Annotated in this window: 22 protein-coding genes; all 22 read left to right on the top strand. The window is 52.7% G+C overall.

Annotated features, from left to right (window positions below; translation table 11 throughout):
• The first annotated feature begins 256 nt into the window (after nt 1–256).
• The 22 genes from upp (at nt 257) to ACFVSO_RS24255 (ending at nt 18,242) form a co-directional block, all read left to right on the top strand.
• Nucleotides 257–886, top strand: a complete 630-nt coding sequence (gene upp / locus ACFVSO_RS24150) for a uracil phosphoribosyltransferase (protein WP_119802125.1) — start codon at nt 257–259, stop codon at nt 884–886.
• Between the two features lie 37 nt (nt 887–923).
• Nucleotides 924–2,072, top strand: coding sequence for a non-hydrolyzing UDP-N-acetylglucosamine 2-epimerase (gene wecB / locus ACFVSO_RS24155; protein WP_387478650.1), 1,149 nt, complete (start codon nt 924–926; stop codon nt 2,070–2,072).
• 191 nt (nt 2,073–2,263) lie between these two features.
• The gene (locus ACFVSO_RS24160) at nt 2,264–2,497 is read left to right on the top strand and encodes an AtpZ/AtpI family protein (protein WP_119802127.1); all 234 of its coding nucleotides are present in this window, start codon (nt 2,264–2,266) and stop codon (nt 2,495–2,497) included.
• Nucleotides 2,490–2,870, top strand: a complete 381-nt coding sequence (locus ACFVSO_RS24165; protein ID WP_387478653.1) for an ATP synthase subunit I — start codon at nt 2,490–2,492, stop codon at nt 2,868–2,870. The genes ACFVSO_RS24160 and ACFVSO_RS24165 overlap by 8 nt, the downstream gene beginning before the upstream one ends.
• A 9-nt stretch (nt 2,871–2,879) precedes the next feature.
• Nucleotides 2,880–3,650, top strand: coding sequence for a F0F1 ATP synthase subunit A (atpB, locus tag ACFVSO_RS24170; protein WP_387478656.1), 771 nt, complete (start codon nt 2,880–2,882; stop codon nt 3,648–3,650).
• A 109-nt stretch (nt 3,651–3,759) separates the two neighbouring features.
• The gene (gene atpE / locus ACFVSO_RS24175) at nt 3,760–3,978 is read left to right on the top strand and encodes a F0F1 ATP synthase subunit C (protein ID WP_119802130.1); all 219 of its coding nucleotides are present in this window, start codon (nt 3,760–3,762) and stop codon (nt 3,976–3,978) included.
• An 86-nt stretch (nt 3,979–4,064) separates the two neighbouring features.
• A complete protein-coding gene (atpF, locus tag ACFVSO_RS24180; protein WP_387478659.1) occupies nt 4,065–4,550 on the top strand; it encodes a F0F1 ATP synthase subunit B in 486 nt (161 codons plus the stop codon).
• The gene (locus tag ACFVSO_RS24185) at nt 4,547–5,095 is read left to right on the top strand and encodes a F0F1 ATP synthase subunit delta (protein WP_387478662.1); all 549 of its coding nucleotides are present in this window, start codon (nt 4,547–4,549) and stop codon (nt 5,093–5,095) included. Before atpF ends, ACFVSO_RS24185 begins: the two co-directional genes overlap by 4 nt.
• 15 nt (nt 5,096–5,110) lie before the next feature.
• On the top strand, nt 5,111–6,616 hold the full coding sequence (gene atpA, locus ACFVSO_RS24190) for a F0F1 ATP synthase subunit alpha (RefSeq protein ID WP_387478665.1): 1,506 nt from the start codon (nt 5,111–5,113) through the stop codon (nt 6,614–6,616).
• Nucleotides 6,617–6,710: 94 nt separating this feature from the next.
• Nucleotides 6,711–7,571 (top strand): ATP synthase F1 subunit gamma, encoded by an 861-nt coding sequence (gene atpG / locus ACFVSO_RS24195; RefSeq protein ID WP_387478668.1) that lies wholly within the window; start codon nt 6,711–6,713, stop codon nt 7,569–7,571.
• Between the two features lie 32 nt (nt 7,572–7,603).
• Nucleotides 7,604–9,007 carry a F0F1 ATP synthase subunit beta gene (gene atpD, locus ACFVSO_RS24200; RefSeq protein WP_387478671.1) on the top strand — a complete coding sequence of 468 codons (1,404 nt, stop codon included), beginning with the start codon at nt 7,604–7,606 and terminating at the stop codon, nt 9,005–9,007.
• Between the two features lie 24 nt (nt 9,008–9,031).
• On the top strand, nt 9,032–9,433 hold the full coding sequence (locus ACFVSO_RS24205) for a F0F1 ATP synthase subunit epsilon (RefSeq protein ID WP_387478674.1): 402 nt from the start codon (nt 9,032–9,034) through the stop codon (nt 9,431–9,433).
• A gap of 283 nt (nt 9,434–9,716) precedes the next feature.
• Entirely contained in the window at nt 9,717–10,082 is a 366-nt protein-coding gene (locus ACFVSO_RS24210; protein ID WP_387478677.1) for an NADH-quinone oxidoreductase subunit A, read from the top strand.
• Nucleotides 10,073–10,591 (top strand): NuoB/complex I 20 kDa subunit family protein, encoded by a 519-nt coding sequence (locus tag ACFVSO_RS24215; RefSeq protein ID WP_120114298.1) that lies wholly within the window; start codon nt 10,073–10,075, stop codon nt 10,589–10,591. Before ACFVSO_RS24210 ends, ACFVSO_RS24215 begins: the two co-directional genes overlap by 10 nt.
• On the top strand, nt 10,588–11,337 hold the full coding sequence (locus tag ACFVSO_RS24220) for an NADH-quinone oxidoreductase subunit C (RefSeq protein WP_387478681.1): 750 nt from the start codon (nt 10,588–10,590) through the stop codon (nt 11,335–11,337). Before ACFVSO_RS24215 ends, ACFVSO_RS24220 begins: the two co-directional genes overlap by 4 nt.
• Before the next feature lie 7 nt (nt 11,338–11,344).
• Nucleotides 11,345–12,445 (top strand): NADH-quinone oxidoreductase subunit D, encoded by a 1,101-nt coding sequence (locus tag ACFVSO_RS24225; RefSeq protein WP_387478684.1) that lies wholly within the window; start codon nt 11,345–11,347, stop codon nt 12,443–12,445.
• Nucleotides 12,445–13,458 (top strand): NADH-quinone oxidoreductase subunit NuoH, encoded by a 1,014-nt coding sequence (gene nuoH / locus ACFVSO_RS24230; protein ID WP_387478687.1) that lies wholly within the window; start codon nt 12,445–12,447, stop codon nt 13,456–13,458. Before ACFVSO_RS24225 ends, nuoH begins: the two co-directional genes overlap by 1 nt.
• A gap of 22 nt (nt 13,459–13,480) precedes the next feature.
• Entirely contained in the window at nt 13,481–13,930 is a 450-nt protein-coding gene (gene nuoI, locus ACFVSO_RS24235) for an NADH-quinone oxidoreductase subunit NuoI (RefSeq protein WP_387478690.1), read from the top strand.
• Nucleotides 13,931–14,446 carry an NADH-quinone oxidoreductase subunit J gene (locus tag ACFVSO_RS24240; RefSeq protein WP_387478693.1) on the top strand — a complete coding sequence of 172 codons (516 nt, stop codon included), beginning with the start codon at nt 13,931–13,933 and terminating at the stop codon, nt 14,444–14,446. It abuts the gene before it with no gap.
• Nucleotides 14,447–14,749 carry an NADH-quinone oxidoreductase subunit NuoK gene (gene nuoK, locus ACFVSO_RS24245; protein ID WP_119802143.1) on the top strand — a complete coding sequence of 101 codons (303 nt, stop codon included), beginning with the start codon at nt 14,447–14,449 and terminating at the stop codon, nt 14,747–14,749. It begins immediately after the preceding gene.
• A gap of 5 nt (nt 14,750–14,754) precedes the next feature.
• Entirely contained in the window at nt 14,755–16,626 is a 1,872-nt protein-coding gene (gene nuoL, locus ACFVSO_RS24250) for an NADH-quinone oxidoreductase subunit L (RefSeq protein WP_387478695.1), read from the top strand.
• Complete coding sequence (locus ACFVSO_RS24255; protein ID WP_387478697.1) at nt 16,623–18,242, top strand: complex I subunit 4 family protein; 1,620 nt, start codon at nt 16,623–16,625, stop codon at nt 18,240–18,242. Before nuoL ends, ACFVSO_RS24255 begins: the two co-directional genes overlap by 4 nt.
• The last annotated feature ends 2 nt before the right edge of the window (nt 18,243–18,244 follow it).

Here is an 18,244-nt window from a genome sequence, read left to right on the forward strand (position 1 = left end):
AAAGTCGTCTTTTGATCACGAAGCCAGCCTAGAAACGTATTCGACATCGAATCTTGCGTTCACCTTTGAAGTCCGGTGCTCATGTAGGTTTGCCTACACTCCGCTCCTCCTTCTTCAGGTTCTCGCAACCTTCCTGGATGCATGGGCGAGCAGTTCACCGTCAGGCGAACGACCAGCCTCGGTGCTGAAAACCCGACTTTTGAACACGTACTATAAGCATGTCCGTCGAAAAGGAATTTGGGAGGAATTACGCTCCATGAGCAAACTGGTTATATGCGACCATCCCCTAATCCAGCACAAGCTGACGTTTATTCGTAACAAGGAAACGAATACGAAGGATTTCCGCGAGCTGGTGGATGAAGTTGCAACATTGATGGCTTACGAAATTACGCGGGATATTCCGCTGGACACGATCAAGGTGGAGACGCCGGTCGCCATTACCGACGCGAAAGTCGTATCGGGACGCATGCTCGGCCTTATTCCGATTTTGAGAGCAGGCCTCGGCATGGTGGATGGCATTCTGAAGCTGATTCCGTCGGCCAAAGTCGGCCATATCGGACTGGCTAGAGACCATGAGACGCTTCAACCAAAAGAGTATTACATTAATCTACCGACGGATGCGCCGAACCGGCTGCTGATCGTAATCGATCCGATGCTGGCAACGGGCGGATCTGCTATTGCCGCGATCTCTTCGCTGAAGAAGCGCAATTGCGATCAAATCAAGCTCATGTGTCTCATTGCAGCTCCGGAAGGCGTCAAGGCTGTGCAGGACGCGCATCCCGACGTTGATATTTATATTGCCGCACTGGACGAATGTTTGAATGAAAAAGGCTATATCGTGCCTGGACTTGGCGATGCGGGCGACCGCATGTACGGCACGAACTAAACATTTTCAGCCAACTATGATGTAGGAGTGGAATCTTTTGTCTAAACTAAAGGTAATGACTATATTCGGCACGCGCCCGGAAGCGGTAAAGATGGCTCCGCTCGTCTTGGAGCTTCAGCGGCGCGAGGATGACATCCAATCCATCGTATGCGTGACGGCGCAGCATCGCCAGATTTTGGACCAGGTGCTTGATTTTTTTGAGATCAAACCGAATTATGACCTGAACGTAATGAAGGAACGCCAGACGCTGACGGAGACGACAGTCCGAGTGCTTGAGGGACTTGAGCCTGTGCTGGCGGAAGCTAAGCCGGATATCGTGCTGGTGCATGGCGATACGCAAACGACTTTCCTGGCCAGCTACGCTTCGTTCCTGAAGCAAGTCAAGGTAGGCCATGTCGAAGCGGGACTTCGCACCTGGAACAAGATGTCGCCTTATCCGGAAGAGATGAACCGGCAGCTTGCGGGCGTCTTGTCCGACATTCACTTCGCACCGACGGAATGGTCGGCGAACAACCTCCGCAAGGAGAACAAATCGGAGGACACGATCTACGTAACGGGTAACACAGCTGCGGATGTGTTCCAATATACGGTGGACGAGTCGTTCGAGCATCCGGTCATCGAGTGGGCGAAGGGCAAGCGAATGATTCTGATGACCGCGCACCGCAGAGAGTCGCTGGGCGAGCCGCATCGCAATATCTTCCGCGCGGTCAAGCGTATTGCAGATGAGCACGAGGATATCGTCGTCGTCTACGCCGTTCATCCGAACCCGGCGGTGAGAGAGCCGGCTAATGAAATCCTTGGCGACCATCCTCGCATTCGTCTGATTGAACCGCTGGATGTGTTTGAATTCCATAACTTCTATCCTCATACGTACATGATAATGACGGATTCCGGCGGCTTGCAAGAGGAAGCGCCTTCCTTCGGCGTTCCTACGCTCGTGCTGCGGGATACGACGGAGCGTCCGGAAGGTATCGAAGCGGGCACGCTTGAGTTGGTCGGCACCAATGAAGAGGATGTATATGGCAGAGCGAAGGCATTGCTCAATGATAAAGCATTATATTGTCGAATGAGCCAAGCGGCTAATCCGTATGGCGACGGCAAGGCCTCCGAGCGGATTGTTGACGCAATCCTTCATCATTTTGGAAGAAGCAAGCAACGTCCTGATTCGTTCACACAACGTTCATAGTTTATCTCGGGGATTCGGACTAAGCGCAGAATATACAGCATACAGTGGCACTGTACGGTTTCGGCGCTTCAGAAACCTTGTAGCATAAGGGTTTTCACCCTTTCGTTCACGGAAAATTTGCTGTTATTTCAATTGACAAACCTTGCGCCGCTTCGATAAAATAAATGAGGATTGACAGGGGTTGGAGCAATATGAATGGGAAAAGCAACAGTGACAATCCATGGAAGGCCGCCGCGCTTGTCGGGGCGCTGGGTGTGGATGTCGGGATTTGTGTTTTCTTGGGATATTGGCTCGGCCAGGCGGCTGGGGAGCGCTTCGGCGATCCGAAAGCCGGGACGGTCGGCGGACTGCTTGTTGGTCTGGCTGTCGGTATTCTTTCAGCCATTCTGATTGTCAGGAAGGTGTTGAAGGATTCCGATGGATAACATTTTCAAGATGGCGATGCGCGGGGCGCTTTTTTTTGCGGCTGCCTGCTTGCTGCTCTGGGGTATCTTTCCGGAGTGGAAGAGCGTATTCGCTGGTCTTCTGCTGGGCGTATTCGCGAGTTTCATGAATGCGCTTTTGCTTAGACGCAGAGTGGAGATTGTAGGACAAGCCATGGCGAATCGCGGCATGCGCAAGATGGGGCTGGGACTTGGTAGCCGCATGGCGATGGTGCTGCTGGTTGCAATGCTGGCCTACAAATATCCGGAAACGTTCAACCTGCCGGCAACGCTTGCGGCAAGTATGGTGATGCCGTTTATTTTATTGGTATCAGCTTTGATTCACCAGAAACGACTTAACAGCGGAAAGGGGTGAAAAATTAACATGCATGAATTTCCGGTATGGGATGTAGGCGGCTTTCGAATTGATTTTTCAACTTGGGGGACGATTATCGTCACCATGATCATTACGTTCGTGCTCGCTCGTCTCGCGGTTCGCAATCTGTCGGTCGAGAATCCGTCGAAGATGCAGAACTTCATGGAATGGATTATCGAATTCGTTCACAATACCGTTGCAAGTACGATGCCGCTGGAAAAAGTAAAGCGCTACCTATCGCTAGGACTTACGCTCATACTGTTCATCTTCATCTCTAACTTGCTAGGACTTCCGTTTGGTGTCGTGTTCGAGTATTCGGAGCCTAATGCCTTCCTCGGCATTACGAATGATCTTCTCGACAAATATCATGGCCACGTTCATATTGCCTTCTGGAAATCACCGACTGCGGACTTGTCTGTAACAGCCGGTCTTGCGATTGTGGTTATCTTCCTGGTTCATTACCTGGGCATGAAGGAAAACCGCAAGCATTACCTGAAGCACTATTTCGAGCCATTTCCAATCTTCTTCCCTCTTAACCTGATCAAGGAAATTTCGAAACCACTGACGCTGGCTCTTCGTCTATACGCGAACATTTTCGCGGGCGAGGTTCTGATTGCAACAATCCTGATGCTAGGCTTATGGGGTCTCCCATTCCTTGCAGCATGGCAAGCCTTCAGTATCTTTGTCGGAGGTATTCAGGCGTTCTTGTTCACGATTCTTACGATGGTGTATATCTCGCAAGCGACCATTCATCATCACGACGAAGAAGAAGCGCATTAATCATGGGTTTAAACCCCGTATAAGGATCGGTTCGATTACTTGCGCGGGATTAGTTATAAACAAGATCTAACATTAAATCTAAAAACCTATTTTTGAGGAGGATTTTTAAATGGATTACGGAGTTTTGGCAGCAGCAATTGCAGTTGGTTTGGGCGCACTTGGCGCTGGTATCGGTAACGGTATGATCGTAAGTAAAACAATCGAAGGTATCGCTCGTCAACCTGAGCTTCAAGGCAAGCTGCAAACAACAATGTTTATCGGCGTAGGTATCGTCGAAGTTGTACCTATCATCGGCGTAGTTATCGCCTTCCTGGCGTTCTTCGGCTAATCATTAGAGACCTGAAATTGGCGGGGAAGGCCTAGCCCTCTTCGCCTTCGTTTTGATTACAAGCATGTAAGGAAGGAGTTGCAGCTATGGATAAGTTTATTTGGGAGTCGACAGTCTTCGCGATTATTGCGTTTCTAGTTCTGTTATGGCTGTTGAATAAATACGCATTTGGCCCGTTGTTCACTGTTATGGAGAAGCGCAGACAGCTGATTCAGGAACAGATGAATACGGCAGAAACAAGCCGCAAAGCGGCAGAGGCATCTTTGGATGAGCAAAAGGTTGCACTCGAGCAAGCGCGCAAAGAAGCTTATGCGATTATTGATCAAGCAAGATCCACAAGCACGAAGCAAGCGGATGAGATCGTGCAATCCGCGAAGAACGAAGCAGTTCGTCTGAAAGACGATGCACTGAAGGACATCGAGAGCGAGAAGAACAAGGCGATTGCCGCTCTTCGCACAGAGGTTGGCGGAATCTCCGTGAAGATCGCTTCCAAGATTATCGAGAAGCAAGTGGACGAGAAGTCGCAAGAGCAACTTGTTGACCAATACCTGAAAGAGGTTGGAAGCAAATGAGCCGGGACACGGTCGTAGCGAAGCGCTACGCAAAAGCGTTGTTCGAGCTTGCTTCCGCCGCAGGAACTGTCTCCGAGGTTGAGGACCAGCTTAAGCTGATCGCCGAAGCTCTGAAGCAGGACGCGGAAATTGAGAAATTCCTTTCCTTGCCAAGTGTTGCTCCATCCGCCAAGATCGACGTATTGAAAGCGGCATTCGGCAACAACGCTTCCGGAATCGTACTGGATACGCTGAAAGTCATCATCACGCGCGGTCGCCAAGCGATCATCGTTGAGGTGTATGAAGCATTCACCAAGATTGCGGGCGAGGCGCTCGGTCAAGCACATGCGACAGTTTACTCTGCGCAGAAGCTGACGGACGAAGAGCTTTCGGGCGTTGCGGCGCAATTCGGAAGCATCACAGGCAAGAAAATCATTGCACAGCAAATTGTCGAGCCAGCGCTGCTTGGCGGCATTCAAGTCCGCATCGGTGACCGTCTGTATGACGGAAGCTTGTCCGGCAAGCTGGATCGTTTACAAAAAACGTTAAATTCTAAAGCACTGTAGATAGGGGTGAACGAATTGAGTATCAGACCTGATGAAATCAGCACGCTGATTAAACAACAGATCGAACAATATAAATCCGAAATTCAAGTCGTGGATGTCGGCACGGTCATCAATGTCGGTGACGGTATCGCACGCGTACACGGCCTTGAGAATGCGATGCAAGGCGAGTTGCTCGAGTTCGCGAACGGTGTTGTAGGTATGGCGCTCAACCTTGAGGAAAGCAACGTGGGTGTTGTTATCCTGGGTCCTTACACGGACATTCGCGAAGGCGACCAAGTTAAGCGTACAGGCCGCATCATGGAAGTTCCGGTAGGCGACGAGCTTCTGGGCCGCGTTGTTAACCCGCTTGGACAGCCGGTAGACGGCAAAGGTCCGGTTAACACAACGCAAACTCGCGCGATCGAATCCCCGGCTCCGGGCGTTATCGATCGTAAATCCGTTCATGAACCGATGCAAACAGGTATCAAAGCGATCGACGCCATGGTACCAATCGGCCGCGGACAACGTGAGCTTGTCATCGGCGACCGTCAAACGGGTAAAACAACGATCGCGATCGATGCGATCATCAACCAAAAGGGCAATGGCGTAAAATGTATCTACGTTGCCATTGGCCAAAAACAATCTACAGTTGCCAACGTTGTGGAAACGCTTCGTCGCCACGGCGCATTGGAATACACAATCGTTGTAACTGCAGGCGCATCGGATCCGGCTCCACTTCTGTACCTTGCACCGTACGCAGGCGTATCGATGGCTGAGTACTTCATGTACAAAGGCGAGCATGCCTTGATCGTATATGATGACTTGACCAAACAAGCTGCGGCATACCGCGAGCTTTCCTTGCTTCTTCGCCGTCCGCCGGGTCGTGAGGCTTATCCGGGCGACGTATTCTACCTGCACTCCCGTTTGCTGGAGCGCGCTGCGAAACTGAGCGACAAGCTCGGCGGCGGCTCGATCACAGCTTTGCCGTTCATTGAGACGCAAGCGTCCGACGTATCGGCTTATATCCCGACGAACGTTATCTCCATTACTGACGGTCAAATCTTCCTGGAGTCCGACTTGTTCTACTCCGGCCAACGCCCAGCGGTTAACGTTGGTATCTCCGTATCCCGCGTAGGCGGTTCCGCGCAGATCAAGGCGATGAAGAAGGTTGCCGGTACGCTCCGTCTTGACCTTGCGGCATACCGCGAGCTTCAAGCGTTCTCGCAGTTCGGTTCCGACCTCGACAAGTCAACGCTCGCTCGCCTTAACCGCGGCGCGCGTACGATGGAGATCCTGAAACAAGGCGTTAACCAACCAATGCCGGTAGAGAAGCAAGTTCTCTCTCTATATACAGCGGTTAAGGGACACCTTGATGAAGTTGCGCTCGAGAACATCTCCCGTTTTGAGAGGGAGTTCCTGGCATTCATGGACTCCAACCATCCGGAGATCGGCGCTTCTATCCGCGATACAAAAGACCTCGTTGCAGATAACGAGAAGGCTCTTGTAGACGCGATCAACCAATTTAAGAAAAGCTTCGCTTAGACATATTTCCCTACGCCCGTCCAATCATGTCCGGGCGTAGGCCCTTACCACGCCCCGAAGGCATTCGAGGGCATACGAAGGCGGGTGAAACCAAATGGCAAAAGGCATGCGTGATATAAAGCGCGAGATCAAGAGCAAACAAAGCATGAAGCAAATCACGAAAGCGATGGAGATGGTTGCCGCGTCCAAGCTCAGAAGAGCGCAGGGAGCTGCTACCGCTGCCCGTCCTTACGCGGATAAGCTGAAAGAAGTTGTCGCTAGCATCGCCGCAGGCACAAAGGATGTGAAGCATCCGATGCTGGAGACTCGTCCGATCAGAAAGACGGGATATCTGGTCATCACATCCGACCGGGGTCTGGCAGGCGGCTACAATGCGAACATCTTGCGCAAAGTAACGCAAACCATTCAAGAGAAGCATAAGTCTACCGACGAGTATGTATTGTTCGTGATCGGCCGTAAAGGCCGTGATTACTTCCGTCGTCGGAGTATGCCTATCGTAGAAGAAGTAGTCGGTTTGTCCGATGCTCCAACCTTTGCAGACATCAAGACGGTTGCTACAGCAGCTGTGCAGAAGTTCGCAGATGGCGCTTATGACGAACTGTATTTATACTACAACCAATTCGTAAATGCGATTACTCAAATCCCGACGGAATCCCGTTTGCTGCCTCTGGACGAGATCAGCGAGGGTACGACGGTTTCTGCATATGAATACGAGCCATCGCCGGAAGGCGTACTGGAAGTGCTGCTGCCGAAATATGCGGAGACGCTTATTTACAGCGCGGTACTGGACGGCAAAGCATCCGAATTTGGTGCTCGTATGACAGCAATGGGCAGCGCAACGAAGAACGCGACGAAGATGATCAACCAGCTGACGCTGACATACAACCGTGCCCGTCAGGCTGCGATCACTCAGGAAATTTCCGAGATCGTTGCGGGAGCTAACGCACAATCGTAAGTTCATATAAGAAGGAAGCAGGAGGGAAAGCAATGAAAAAAGGACGCGTTGTATCCGTCATGGGTCCGGTCGTCGACCTTGAGTTCGAACGCGGCAACCTGCCGGAAATTTTGAACGCTGTCAAAATCGAGCATAAGGCTAGCCAAGGCGGAGTTGATATTAACCTGACGCTGGAAGTAGCTGTTCACCTCGGTGACAACATGGTTCGTGCCGTTGCGATGAGCACGACAGACGGTCTTGTTCGCGGCATGGAGGTTGTAGACACAGGCGCACCTATCACCATTCCAGTTGGTACTTCAACACTGGGCCGCGTATTTAACGTACTTGGCGAGCCTATCGATGAAGCTGGCGACGTTACGTCGGAAGTTAATCTTCCGATTCACCGTCAAGCGCCTGCATTCGACGAATTGTCCACGCAAGCGGAAATTCTCGAAACAGGCATTAAAGTTATCGACTTGCTTGCACCTTACGCTAAAGGCGGCAAGATCGGCCTGTTCGGCGGCGCCGGCGTAGGTAAGACGGTAACGATCCAGGAGCTTATCAACAACATCGCGCAAGAGCATGGCGGTATCTCCGTATTCGCTGGTGTAGGCGAGCGTACCCGTGAAGGTAACGACTTGTACCACGAGATGAAAGATTCCGGGGTACTTAGCAAAACAGCGATGGTATTCGGTCAAATGAACGAACCGCCAGGCGCGCGTCAGCGCGTAGCTTTGACGGGTCTGACTATGGCTGAGTATTTCCGTGATGAGGAAGGCAAAGACGTACTTCTGTTCGTCGACAACATCTTCCGCTTCACGCAAGCGGGCTCCGAGGTTTCGGCCCTTCTGGGACGTATGCCATCGGCGGTAGGTTACCAGCCAACGCTGGCAACAGAGATGGGTCAGCTTCAAGAGCGTATCACATCCACGAAAAAAGGCTCTGTAACGTCCATTCAGGCGATCTACGTTCCTGCGGATGACTATACGGATCCAGCTCCTGCTACAACGTTCGCTCACTTGGACGCAACGACTAACCTGGAGCGTAAAATTTCCGAGATGGGTATCTTCCCAGCGGTTGATCCGCTAGCTTCATCTTCCCGTATCCTTAACCCTGAAGTTCTGGGTGAAGAGCATTACAATGTTGCTCAAGGCGTGAAGAAGATTCTTGCGCGTTACAAAGAGCTTCAAGATATTATCGCAATCCTGGGTATGGACGAGCTGAGCGAGGAAGATAAAGTAACAGTTGGCCGTGCACGCAGAATCCAATTGTTCTTGTCTCAGCCGTTCCACGTTGCCGAGCCGTTCACTGGAACGCCAGGCAAATACGTACAGGTTAAAGAATCCGTTCGCAGCTTCAAAGAAATTCTCGAGGGCAAATATGACCACCTGCCGGAAGAAGCCTTCCGTTATGTAGGTGTCATTGAAGAAGCCGTGGAGAAAGCCAAAACGCTTTAATAGCGAAAGGCGGGAGGAATCCACATGAGTACCTTTCTGGTAGAAATCGTAACGCCTGAGCGTAAGGTGTATCAGGAAACAGCGAACATGGTAAGCGTAACGGGCGTAGAAGGCGAGTTGGGCATTCTGCCTAACCACATTCCGCTTGTGACACCGCTGCGTATCGCTCCTGTTACGATCAAGCGTGATGGCAAAGTCGATATTGTCGCTGTAAACGGCGGCTTTATCGAAGTCCGCAAGGACAAAATCGTTATTCTTGCAGAGAGCGCTGAGCTCGCGCAGGACATCAATATTGAACGTGCGGAAGCTGCGAAGCAGCGTGCGCAACAGCGTCTGGCTGCCAAGCAGGACGAGGTTGACTTCCGCCGTGCTGAGATGGCTATGCAGCGCGCGATGAACCGCTTGAATGTGAGACATAAGATCTAATCGACCCTAAGAAGCTTTCCGTGCGTATGACGTGCGGGAGGCTTCTTTTTTAATTTGAACGAATCCAATACAAGAATCATTGCAAGGAAAAGTAGGGGGAACAGTCCATTTTTATAATAGGGACGCATATAATGGAATAAGGTTCCTGAAGTAAGCAGGTGCGTTGATCGCAACTCCGTCATAGACGGTAGTCCCAGCATTTGTTATAATTGTGAGGAAAAATTGACCATGAAAAGACAGCGTAGAGACATCCTGCATACCATCCTTTTACGGAGGCGATTGTGTGGATAACTATGTCAACCACTACGTCGTTGTCGCGATTTTTCTCGTACTGGGCATTCTGCTCCCGGTCGTGGCTTTGACAGTCGGCAGACTGCTGAGGCCGCATAAGCCGACCGATCCGAAACGAAGTACATACGAGAGCGGCAACGAGCCAGTAGGCGAAGGTCAGGTCAGATTCAACATCCGGTACTATATGTTTGCCCTTATGTTTGTCATTTTTGATGTGGAAACCGTTTTCTTATACCCGTGGGCCGTTGCGTATAATAAGCTCGGTCTTTTTGTGCTGATCGAAATGGTCATTTTTGCAGGAATGCTGCTCGTGGGACTTCTATACGCATGGAAGAAGAGGGTGTTGAAATGGAATTGAACCTGGAGTCGATTACACTCGAAGAGCGCAAGGAGCTGGAACGCAATGTATTCATGGGAACGCTGGAGCAGCTAAAGGGCTGGGCGAGAAGCAATTCCTTGTGGCCCCTCACATTCGGCCTTGCGTGCTGCGCCATAGAGATGATGGGTACGGGCGCTTCCCACTATGACCTGGACCGATTCGGCGTTATGTTTCGCACATCTCCGAGGCAGTCGGATGTCATGATTGTATCCGGTACAGTGACAAAGAAGATGGGACCTCTGCTGCGCCGCTTATACGATCAAATGCCGGAGCCGAAGTGGGTTATCGCAATGGGGTCATGCGCTACCGCCGGCGGTCCTTACGTGAAGTCCTACGCGGTCATTAAGGGTGTGGATCAAATCGTACCGGTAGACGTGTACATTCCTGGCTGCCCGCCTAATCCGGCGGCGCTCATCTATGGCATCAATAAGCTCCAGGAGAAGATCCGCTATGAGGCGAAGACCGGGAAGCAGGTGACGAGCCGTTGAGCGAGGAGGAGAAAAAGAACCCCGAAGCACCACAAGAGCCGATAGAGCAGCAAGAAGCTGCGAATGCTTCTGAACCGACTGGCGAAGATGTGGCAACAAGTAAGCCGGCAGAGACTGAGCCCAAGCCAGCCCCTGTTGATGCGGAGCGCGAAGCGAAACTGAAGGCCGCAGCCGAAGCGCGAGCGGCGAGAGCGGCAGCCAAGGCGAAAGCAGAGGCAGAAGCTGCCGAAGCAGCCCAAATGGAGCAGGACACCCCCAAGGAGCCTTCCCCGAGGCAAAGCGATCTGGATCGGTATGTTCGATTGATCGAAGAGAAGATGGGGGTTGGCACAGTAGTAGAATCAGGGTTGAACGAATTGAACGCTGATATGCCGATGCTCGTCATTGCTACCGAACGATGGCGGGAGGCCAGTCTGCTGCTGCGGGATCACGAGGAGCTCCGATTCAACTATCTCCGCAATGTGTCCGGTATCGATTATGAGTCGCATCTTGAGGTTGTTTATTTCCTGTTATCGCTCGACACGAGGCAGGATGTCGCAATTAAGCTGAGGACTGACCGGGAGGCGCCATCCGTACCTTCCGCGACGCCGACTTGGTCGACGGCCGATTGGAACGAACGTGAGATCTATGATCTGCTAGGCATTGAATTTGCCGGCCATCCCGATCTGAGGCGGATTATGATGCCTGATGATTGGGTCGGCCATCCTTTGCGCAAAGATTATGAACCGCTTGATTCGGAGGTGTAGGCAACCGGTGATTCGAACGGAAGAACTGCTGCTCAACGTCGGACCCCAGCATCCGAGCACGCATGGCGTGTTCCGGATCGTAGTCAAGCTTGATGGAGAAGTCATCACCGAGGCGACGCCTGTGATGGGCTACTTGCACAGAGGCACAGAGAAGCTCGCGGAAAGTCTTAATTTCACACAAATTATTCCTTACACCGATCGGATGGACTACGTGTCCGCCATGACGACTAATTATGTTCTGGTCCATGCTGTCGAGACGATGATGGGACTGGAAGTGCCGCTACGCGCAGAGTTTTTACGATTAATCGTTATGGAGCTGCAGCGGGTAGCTAGTCATCTCGTCTGGTGGGGAACGTATCTGCTGGATATTGGAGCGATGAGCCCGTTTCTGTACGCTTTCCGTGACCGGGAGACGATTATCAATCTATTCAACGAGCTATGCGGCGCAAGGCTGACCTACAACTACATGCGGGTCGGCGGCGTCAAATGGGATGCGCCTCCAGGCTGGATGGATAAAGTCAGAGACTTCATTCCGTACATGGAAAAGAAGCTGGCGGAATATGACAAGCTCGTATCCGGCAATGAAATCTTCCTGGCGCGCATAAAAGGAATCGGCCAATATGATGCGACTACCGCAATCGACCATGGCTTGTCCGGCGCCAATCTGAGATGTACAGGCGTGAGATGGGATTTGCGCAGGGATGAGCCTTACAGCCTATATCCTCGATTCGAATTCGACGTGCCGATCGGCCATAATGGCGATTGCTACGACCGGTATCGCGTACGTCTGGAGGAGATCAGGCAGAGCCTTCGCATCCTGAAGCAGGCGGTAGAGCAATTCCCGAGCGACGGTGAGACGATGGGCAAGGTGCCGCGCGTCATTCGGCCGCCAGCGGGAGAGACATACGTGCGAATTGAATCGCCACGCGGCGAGATCGGCTGCCATATCGTCTCCAAAGGAAAGGCGGAGCCGTACCGTCTCAAGTTCAGAAGGCCTTCGTTTGTTAATCTTCAAATTTTGCCCAAGCTGCTCGTTGGAGAGACGATGACCAATTTAATCACGATATTAGGCGGAATTGATATCGTCGTTGGGGAGGTTGATTGCTGATGGGCGCATGGCTGAATGAGCCGCTGACATGGGGCAGCGCCTTAATCCTGTTCCTGTGGGCAGCGTTGTTTCTGCTTATTGTATTAGGTTTTGTGACGTACGCCATCTATTACGAAAGAAAGGTCATCGGCTGGATGCAGCTTCGCATCGGGCCTAACCGGGTCGGACCGTTTGGCTTGCTGCAGACGGTAGCCGACATCTTCAAGCTTCTGATCAAAGAAGACACCATACCTCGAAAAGCGGATCGGCTGCTCTTCATTATCGCGCCCGCTCTTGCTTTCATTCCTTCATTCACCGTGCTTGCCGTTATTCCTTACACCGAGAAGCTTTATTTTGCCGATCTGAATGTCGGCTTGCTCTACTATGTGGCCTTATCCGGTATTACTACTCTAGCGATTGTGCTTGGAGGCTGGGCCTCCAATAACAAATATGCCTTGCTGGGCGGCATGCGCTCCGCGGCGCAGATGATCAGCTACGAGGTGCCGCTTGTCATATCCATTGTGGGCGTCATCCTATTAAGCGGCAGTCTGAACCTGCGTGATATCGTAGCCGCCCAAGACGGCGGCTGGTTCTGGAACTGGAATCTGTTCCCGCAGATCATCGGATTTATCGTCTTCTACATCGCGGCAGTATCGGAGCTGAACCGGACGCCTTTCGACTTGCCGGAGGCGGAGTCGGAGCTTGTGGCGGGTTATCATGTCGAATACAGCGGCTTCCGCTTCGCGTTCTTCATGCTCTCAGAGTACGTCTATGTGTACGCGATTGCGGCACTAACGACGGTCTTGTTCCTTGGCGGGTGGCACGCGCCTGCGCCCTTTCTGGATTTTGTGCCAGGTATAATATGGTTCCTGCTCAAGTTTGCTTTTGTTGTCTTCTCACTATTCTGGTTACGGGCGACCTTCCCGCGCGTTCGTATCGATCAGCTCATGAGTCTTGGCTGGAAGGTGCTCCTTCCCGTGGCGCTGCTCAACGTATTCCTCACCGCGCTCTATCTGGAGCTGTTCGTGAAATAAGGGTCTGAAAGGGGAGAGAAGCATGAAAGGATTGCTACAAGGTCTAGGCGTTACGATGAAGGCGCTAACGGCTCCGAAGGTGACGACATCCTATCCGGATGAACCGTTCCTGATGCCGGACCGCTTCCGGGGCATTCAGCACTTTATACCGGATCTGTGCATTGTGTGCAATCAATGCGCCCGCATATGCCCGACCGATTGCATTACGCTGACGGGCAAGCCAAATCCCGATCCCGAGAAGAAAGGCAAAGTGATCGATACCTTCGACATTAACTTCGAAATCTGTATCCTGTGCGATCTGTGCACCGAGGTATGTCCGACGGAAGCGATCGTGATGACCAATCACTTCGAGCTGGCCGCATACAGCCGAGATGATCTGTATAAGGATGCTGGGTGGCTGACGGACAACAATACATTGGTTCGTCAGGACAACAACAATATCGGTGCTCCGGCAAAAGGGGGCGCCAAATAATTGTTTAACGTCGACATTACGGGGGAATACGTTGCCTTCTTCCTATTCGCAGTCATCATTATCGGCGGAGCGGTGCTGATGATCAGCCTGGAGAAGGTGGTCCACATGGTCATCTCCATGGCAGCCGCTTTTCTGGGGCTTGCCGGCATGTATGTGCTGCTGGATGCGGAATTCGTCGCCTTTGTTCAAGTGCTGATCTACGCAGGGGCGGTATCCATTCTGATGATCTTCGGCATTATGATGACGAAGCATAACGGAGAAGCGGCGGAGCCTGCGAAGCCGCTTCACGAGACGCTTGCCGCCGTCGGTGCGCTTTGTCTTTTTGGTCTTCTCTTCTATTCCATCCGTGCGTCGGATTTTCAAAGCGCCGGGGCCTTCGATTTTGGCGAAGACAACACGCTGGCGATTGGCGAGCAGCTGTTTACCAGCTATATCGTGCCGTTCGAGCTGCTGTCGATCTTGCTGACTGTCGCGTTCATAGGTGCAATTGCCTTGGCGAAAAAGGAGGCGGACTAGATGCTGCCATCCTATCTTACAATGGCCGCTATATTGTTTTGCATAGGCTTGTACGGTGCGCTTGCCAAGCGCAATGCCATTATCGTCCTGCTGTCGCTTGAGCTGATGCTGAACGGCGTCAATCTGAATTTGATCGCCTTCTCCAAATATGGCGTTATTCCCTCGCTGACGGGACAGCTCTTTTCTATCTTCACGATAACGGTAGCGGCGGCGGAGGCTGCGATTGCCGTTGCGATACTGATCGCGTTGTTCCGGGCGCGCGGCACAGTTATGATCGATGCATTCAATCGGATGAGGAGGTAGGGCGCATGGACTTTTTTGCGAAAATCGCATGGGTGATCCCGCTCCTTCCCCTCGCTGCCTTCCTTGTGCTGATGACGCTCGGGAGGGGGTTTCGGAGAGTGGGCGCATGGATCGGCTCGATCGGTGCGTTAGGCGCTTTCGTTCTATCCTTGCTTGTACTGGGGGAGAGGCTTAAGCCTCACGCTATCGATTATAGCTATAACTTTAGCTGGATCTCGATTGGCGAATATTCGCTTCGAATCGGGTTTGAGATTACTAATTTGACGGCGCTAATGCTGGTGGTGGTTACACTCGTCGGCTTGCTCGTTAATATCTACTCGGCGGGTTACATGGCCGTGGATGAACGGATCACGGTTTTCTACGGCTATGTGTCGCTCTTTACATTCTCCATGCTGGGCCTCGTATTGTCGGATAACCTGTTGTCCTTCTACCTGTTCTGGGAGCTTGTGGGCGTCTGCTCCTTCCTGCTCGTAGGATTCTGGTATGCGCGTCCAGCTGCTCGTGCAGCGGCTAAGAAGGCCTTTATCGTGACGAGAATCGGAGACGCCGGTCTATTAATTGCCATCCTGCTGTTATTCTGGCACATGCCGGGCCATCCGCTCGACTTTACAAGTATTCAAAGCATATTCGGGGGACATGGCGGCATCATGACGGAGGGCATTACGACTCTAATCGCTTTGCTGATATTCCTTGGGGCAGTGGGCAAATCCGGGCAATTCCCGCTTCATGTCTGGCTGCCTGATGCAATGGAGGGGCCTACGCCGATCAGTGCCCTAATTCACGCAGCGACGATGGTAGCGGCTGGAGTATTCCTCATTGCCCGTACGTTCAGCATATTCGAGGCGTCGCCAGCGGCGATGGAGACGGTCGCGTACGTCGGCGCGTTCACCGCGATCTTCGCGGCTGCGATCGCACTTGCCCAGAACGATCTGAAGCGAATATTGGCCTATTCCACGATCAGTCAACTGGGCTACATGATGCTGGCGCTTGGTCTGGGCGCGATGACGGGCGCGATCTTCCACCTGTTCACGCATGCCTTCTTCAAGGCGCTGCTGTTCCTCGCGGCAGGCAGCGTCATTCATGCTGTACATACGCAGGATATACGGGAGATGGGCGGCATCGGCTCGCGTATGCGGATTACCGCTTGGACGTTCGCGATTGGAGCGCTGGCTCTTGCCGGAATCCCGCCGCTCTCCGGATTTTGGTCAAAGGACGCTATTCTGACTGCGGCGCTGGAGCATAACCCGCTGCTATTCACTGTAGGATTGCTGACGGCATTCTTCACGGCACTATACATGACCAGATTGTTCGTCCTCGTATTCATGGGAAAGTCAGGCTCGAAAACCACGGGTGCCAAGGAGTCGCCGCTGGTGATGACGATTCCGCTTATCGTGCTGGCTATACTAGCGGTCATTGCCGGGTTCGTCGAGCTGCCGTGGAACGGATGGTTAAGCGGATGGCTTAGCGACGAGGTGATCGAACCCCATGGCAGTATTGTAGTCATCCTATTATCCGTCGCTGCCGGTCTAATCGGGATATTGGCGGGATGGCTGCTGTATGGGAGAGGCATCGCGGGCAGTCATCCGCTTGGAAGCCGAATGCCTGGACTGGTCAAGCTGGCGGAGCGGAAATTTTATATTGATGAGCTATATGAGACGGTGTTTGTGAAGTCGCTGCGTGGACTGAGTGCTTGTCTGGCTGCGATCGACACCTATGTCATCGGGGGTGCCGTGAAGCTAGCTGGATCGGCGGCGAGCGCGGCCGGCAAGCTCGGACTGCGGCTGCAGAACGGCCAGGTACAAACCTATGGCGTCGCTGCCGTGTTGGGCGTCGTGGCGATTGCGCTTGTCGTCATCGGAAGGAGGATGCTGTCATGAGCGGCTTGGAGCAAATTCCGATTCTCTCGATCATTTTGCTGTCTCCGCTGCTGGGCCTTGCCTTCATCCAGCTCTTGCCGAGGCATCGTGCAAGCTGGCTGAAGATTGCGGCGGTTGCGACTACCTTGCTTCCGCTTGTCTTGTCACTATGGCTCTACGCTGATTACGACAGACAACAAGGCGCCGCATCCTATAGCGAGACGTACAGCTGGGTGCAGGCACCGCTGAAGATGAATGTGGGCGGCGACTGGTTCTTCTCGTTCCAGTATGCGGTTGGTCTGGACGGCTTGTCGCTTCCGCTGCTGCTGCTGACGTCGGTCGTGACAGCGATGGCTGCGCTGGCGGCTGTTCATGTGAAGAAGCGGTGGAAGTCCTTCTTCAGCTGGTTTCTCTTGCTGGAATTCGGTATGATCGGCGCGTTTATTGCGCGTGACGTCTTTCTGTTCTTTATCTTCTTCGAAATTACGCTGGTCGCGATGTACTTCCTCATTGGCATCTGGGGCTACTACAACCGGGAGCGTGCAGCGAACCGCTTCCTGATCTACAACGGCATCGGCTCGGCTATCCTGTTCATTGCCCTTATCATGCTGGTCAATACGGCAGGCTTTCATATTATCGAGACGGCTTCATCGTTGCAGTATGTCTACAGCGGAAGTTATGGGGATATTTTGCGGAACTTATCCGATCCGAACGCTTATGTGAATCTGCCTGCCGAATCTGCGGGCAGCAATCCATTTGCGCTCAGTGAGACCAAGCAGTGGGCGATCTTCCTTCTGCTGCTGATCGCATTCGGCATCAAGCTCCCCGTGTTCCCTTTCCATTCGTGGATGCTCAAGGTACATCAGGAGGCTCCGCCTGCTGTCGTCATGATTCACTCTGGCATCCTGCTGAAGATAGGCGCTTACGGCCTGATTCGATTCGGGTTGTTCCTCTTTCCGGATCAGGCTAGGGAGTGGGCAAGTGTACTCGCCATTCTTGGCGTCATCAACTTGCTATACGGCGCGATACTGGCCTTCCGGCAGCAGGAATTCAAGCTGGTGCTCGCATATTCCTCCATCAGCCATATGGGAATTGTATTGATCGGTTTGGCCGCTTTCAATGAGATCGGCTTGCAAGGCGCCTTGTTCCAGCTCATCTCCCATGGACTGATCTCTGCGCTGCTCTTCCTCATCGTTGGCAGCCTGTATGAACGGACGGGGACGACAGAGCTGTCTCAGCTAGGCGGACTTGCCCGTACTATGCCGTTCATTAGCGGCGTTCTTCTTGCAGCAGGTCTGGCTTCTCTTGGATTGCCGGGACTTTCCGGATTTGTCGGTGAGTTTCTGTCCCTGCTGGGACTGTTCGAATCTATGCGCTGGGTGACAGTCATTGCGGTGATCGGAATCATATTGACGGCCGTCTACGTGCTTCGAAGCGTTCTGAAGATAACGTTTGGTCCGCAGCGGGACAGCTTTGCCGCCATACGGGATGCCCGGTTCATCGAAGCGCTGCCGATGGTCGTTCTGCTCGCCTGTATCGTATTGCTAGGCTGCTATCCATCCGTCCTGATCGATACCGTGCAGGCAAGCGTAGGCGGCTATATGGATCTATTACTTGCAACAAGGGCAGGAGGGTAGTC

This window comes from Paenibacillus sp. NPDC057967, assembly GCF_042887015.1.
Taxonomy (GTDB): Bacteria; Bacillota; Bacilli; order Paenibacillales; family Paenibacillaceae; genus Pristimantibacillus.

What these genes read in the sequence shown, in the direction of transcription:
- atpD (WP_387478671.1), top strand. Translation starts at nt 7,604, where the DNA reads ATGAAAAAAGGACGCGTTGTATCCGTCATGGGTCCGGTCGTCGACCTT.
- ACFVSO_RS24160 (WP_119802127.1), top strand. Translation starts at nt 2,264, where the DNA reads ATGAATGGGAAAAGCAACAGTGACAATCCATGGAAGGCCGCCGCGCTT.
- ACFVSO_RS24165 (WP_387478653.1), top strand. Translation starts at nt 2,490, where the DNA reads ATGGATAACATTTTCAAGATGGCGATGCGCGGGGCGCTTTTTTTTGCG.
- nuoK (WP_119802143.1), top strand. Translation starts at nt 14,447, where the DNA reads ATGCTGCCATCCTATCTTACAATGGCCGCTATATTGTTTTGCATAGGC.
- atpG (WP_387478668.1), top strand. Translation starts at nt 6,711, where the DNA reads ATGGCAAAAGGCATGCGTGATATAAAGCGCGAGATCAAGAGCAAACAA.
- ACFVSO_RS24185 (WP_387478662.1), top strand. Translation starts at nt 4,547, where the DNA reads ATGAGCCGGGACACGGTCGTAGCGAAGCGCTACGCAAAAGCGTTGTTC.
- upp (WP_119802125.1), top strand. Translation starts at nt 257, where the DNA reads ATGAGCAAACTGGTTATATGCGACCATCCCCTAATCCAGCACAAGCTG.
- ACFVSO_RS24205 (WP_387478674.1), top strand. Translation starts at nt 9,032, where the DNA reads ATGAGTACCTTTCTGGTAGAAATCGTAACGCCTGAGCGTAAGGTGTAT.
- nuoI (WP_387478690.1), top strand. Translation starts at nt 13,481, where the DNA reads ATGAAAGGATTGCTACAAGGTCTAGGCGTTACGATGAAGGCGCTAACG.
- nuoL (WP_387478695.1), top strand. Translation starts at nt 14,755, where the DNA reads ATGGACTTTTTTGCGAAAATCGCATGGGTGATCCCGCTCCTTCCCCTC.
- ACFVSO_RS24255 (WP_387478697.1), top strand. Translation starts at nt 16,623, where the DNA reads ATGAGCGGCTTGGAGCAAATTCCGATTCTCTCGATCATTTTGCTGTCT.
- atpE (WP_119802130.1), top strand. Translation starts at nt 3,760, where the DNA reads ATGGATTACGGAGTTTTGGCAGCAGCAATTGCAGTTGGTTTGGGCGCA.
- atpF (WP_387478659.1), top strand. Translation starts at nt 4,065, where the DNA reads ATGGATAAGTTTATTTGGGAGTCGACAGTCTTCGCGATTATTGCGTTT.
- ACFVSO_RS24215 (WP_120114298.1), top strand. Translation starts at nt 10,073, where the DNA reads ATGGAATTGAACCTGGAGTCGATTACACTCGAAGAGCGCAAGGAGCTG.
- nuoH (WP_387478687.1), top strand. Translation starts at nt 12,445, where the DNA reads ATGGGCGCATGGCTGAATGAGCCGCTGACATGGGGCAGCGCCTTAATC.
- atpB (WP_387478656.1), top strand. Translation starts at nt 2,880, where the DNA reads ATGCATGAATTTCCGGTATGGGATGTAGGCGGCTTTCGAATTGATTTT.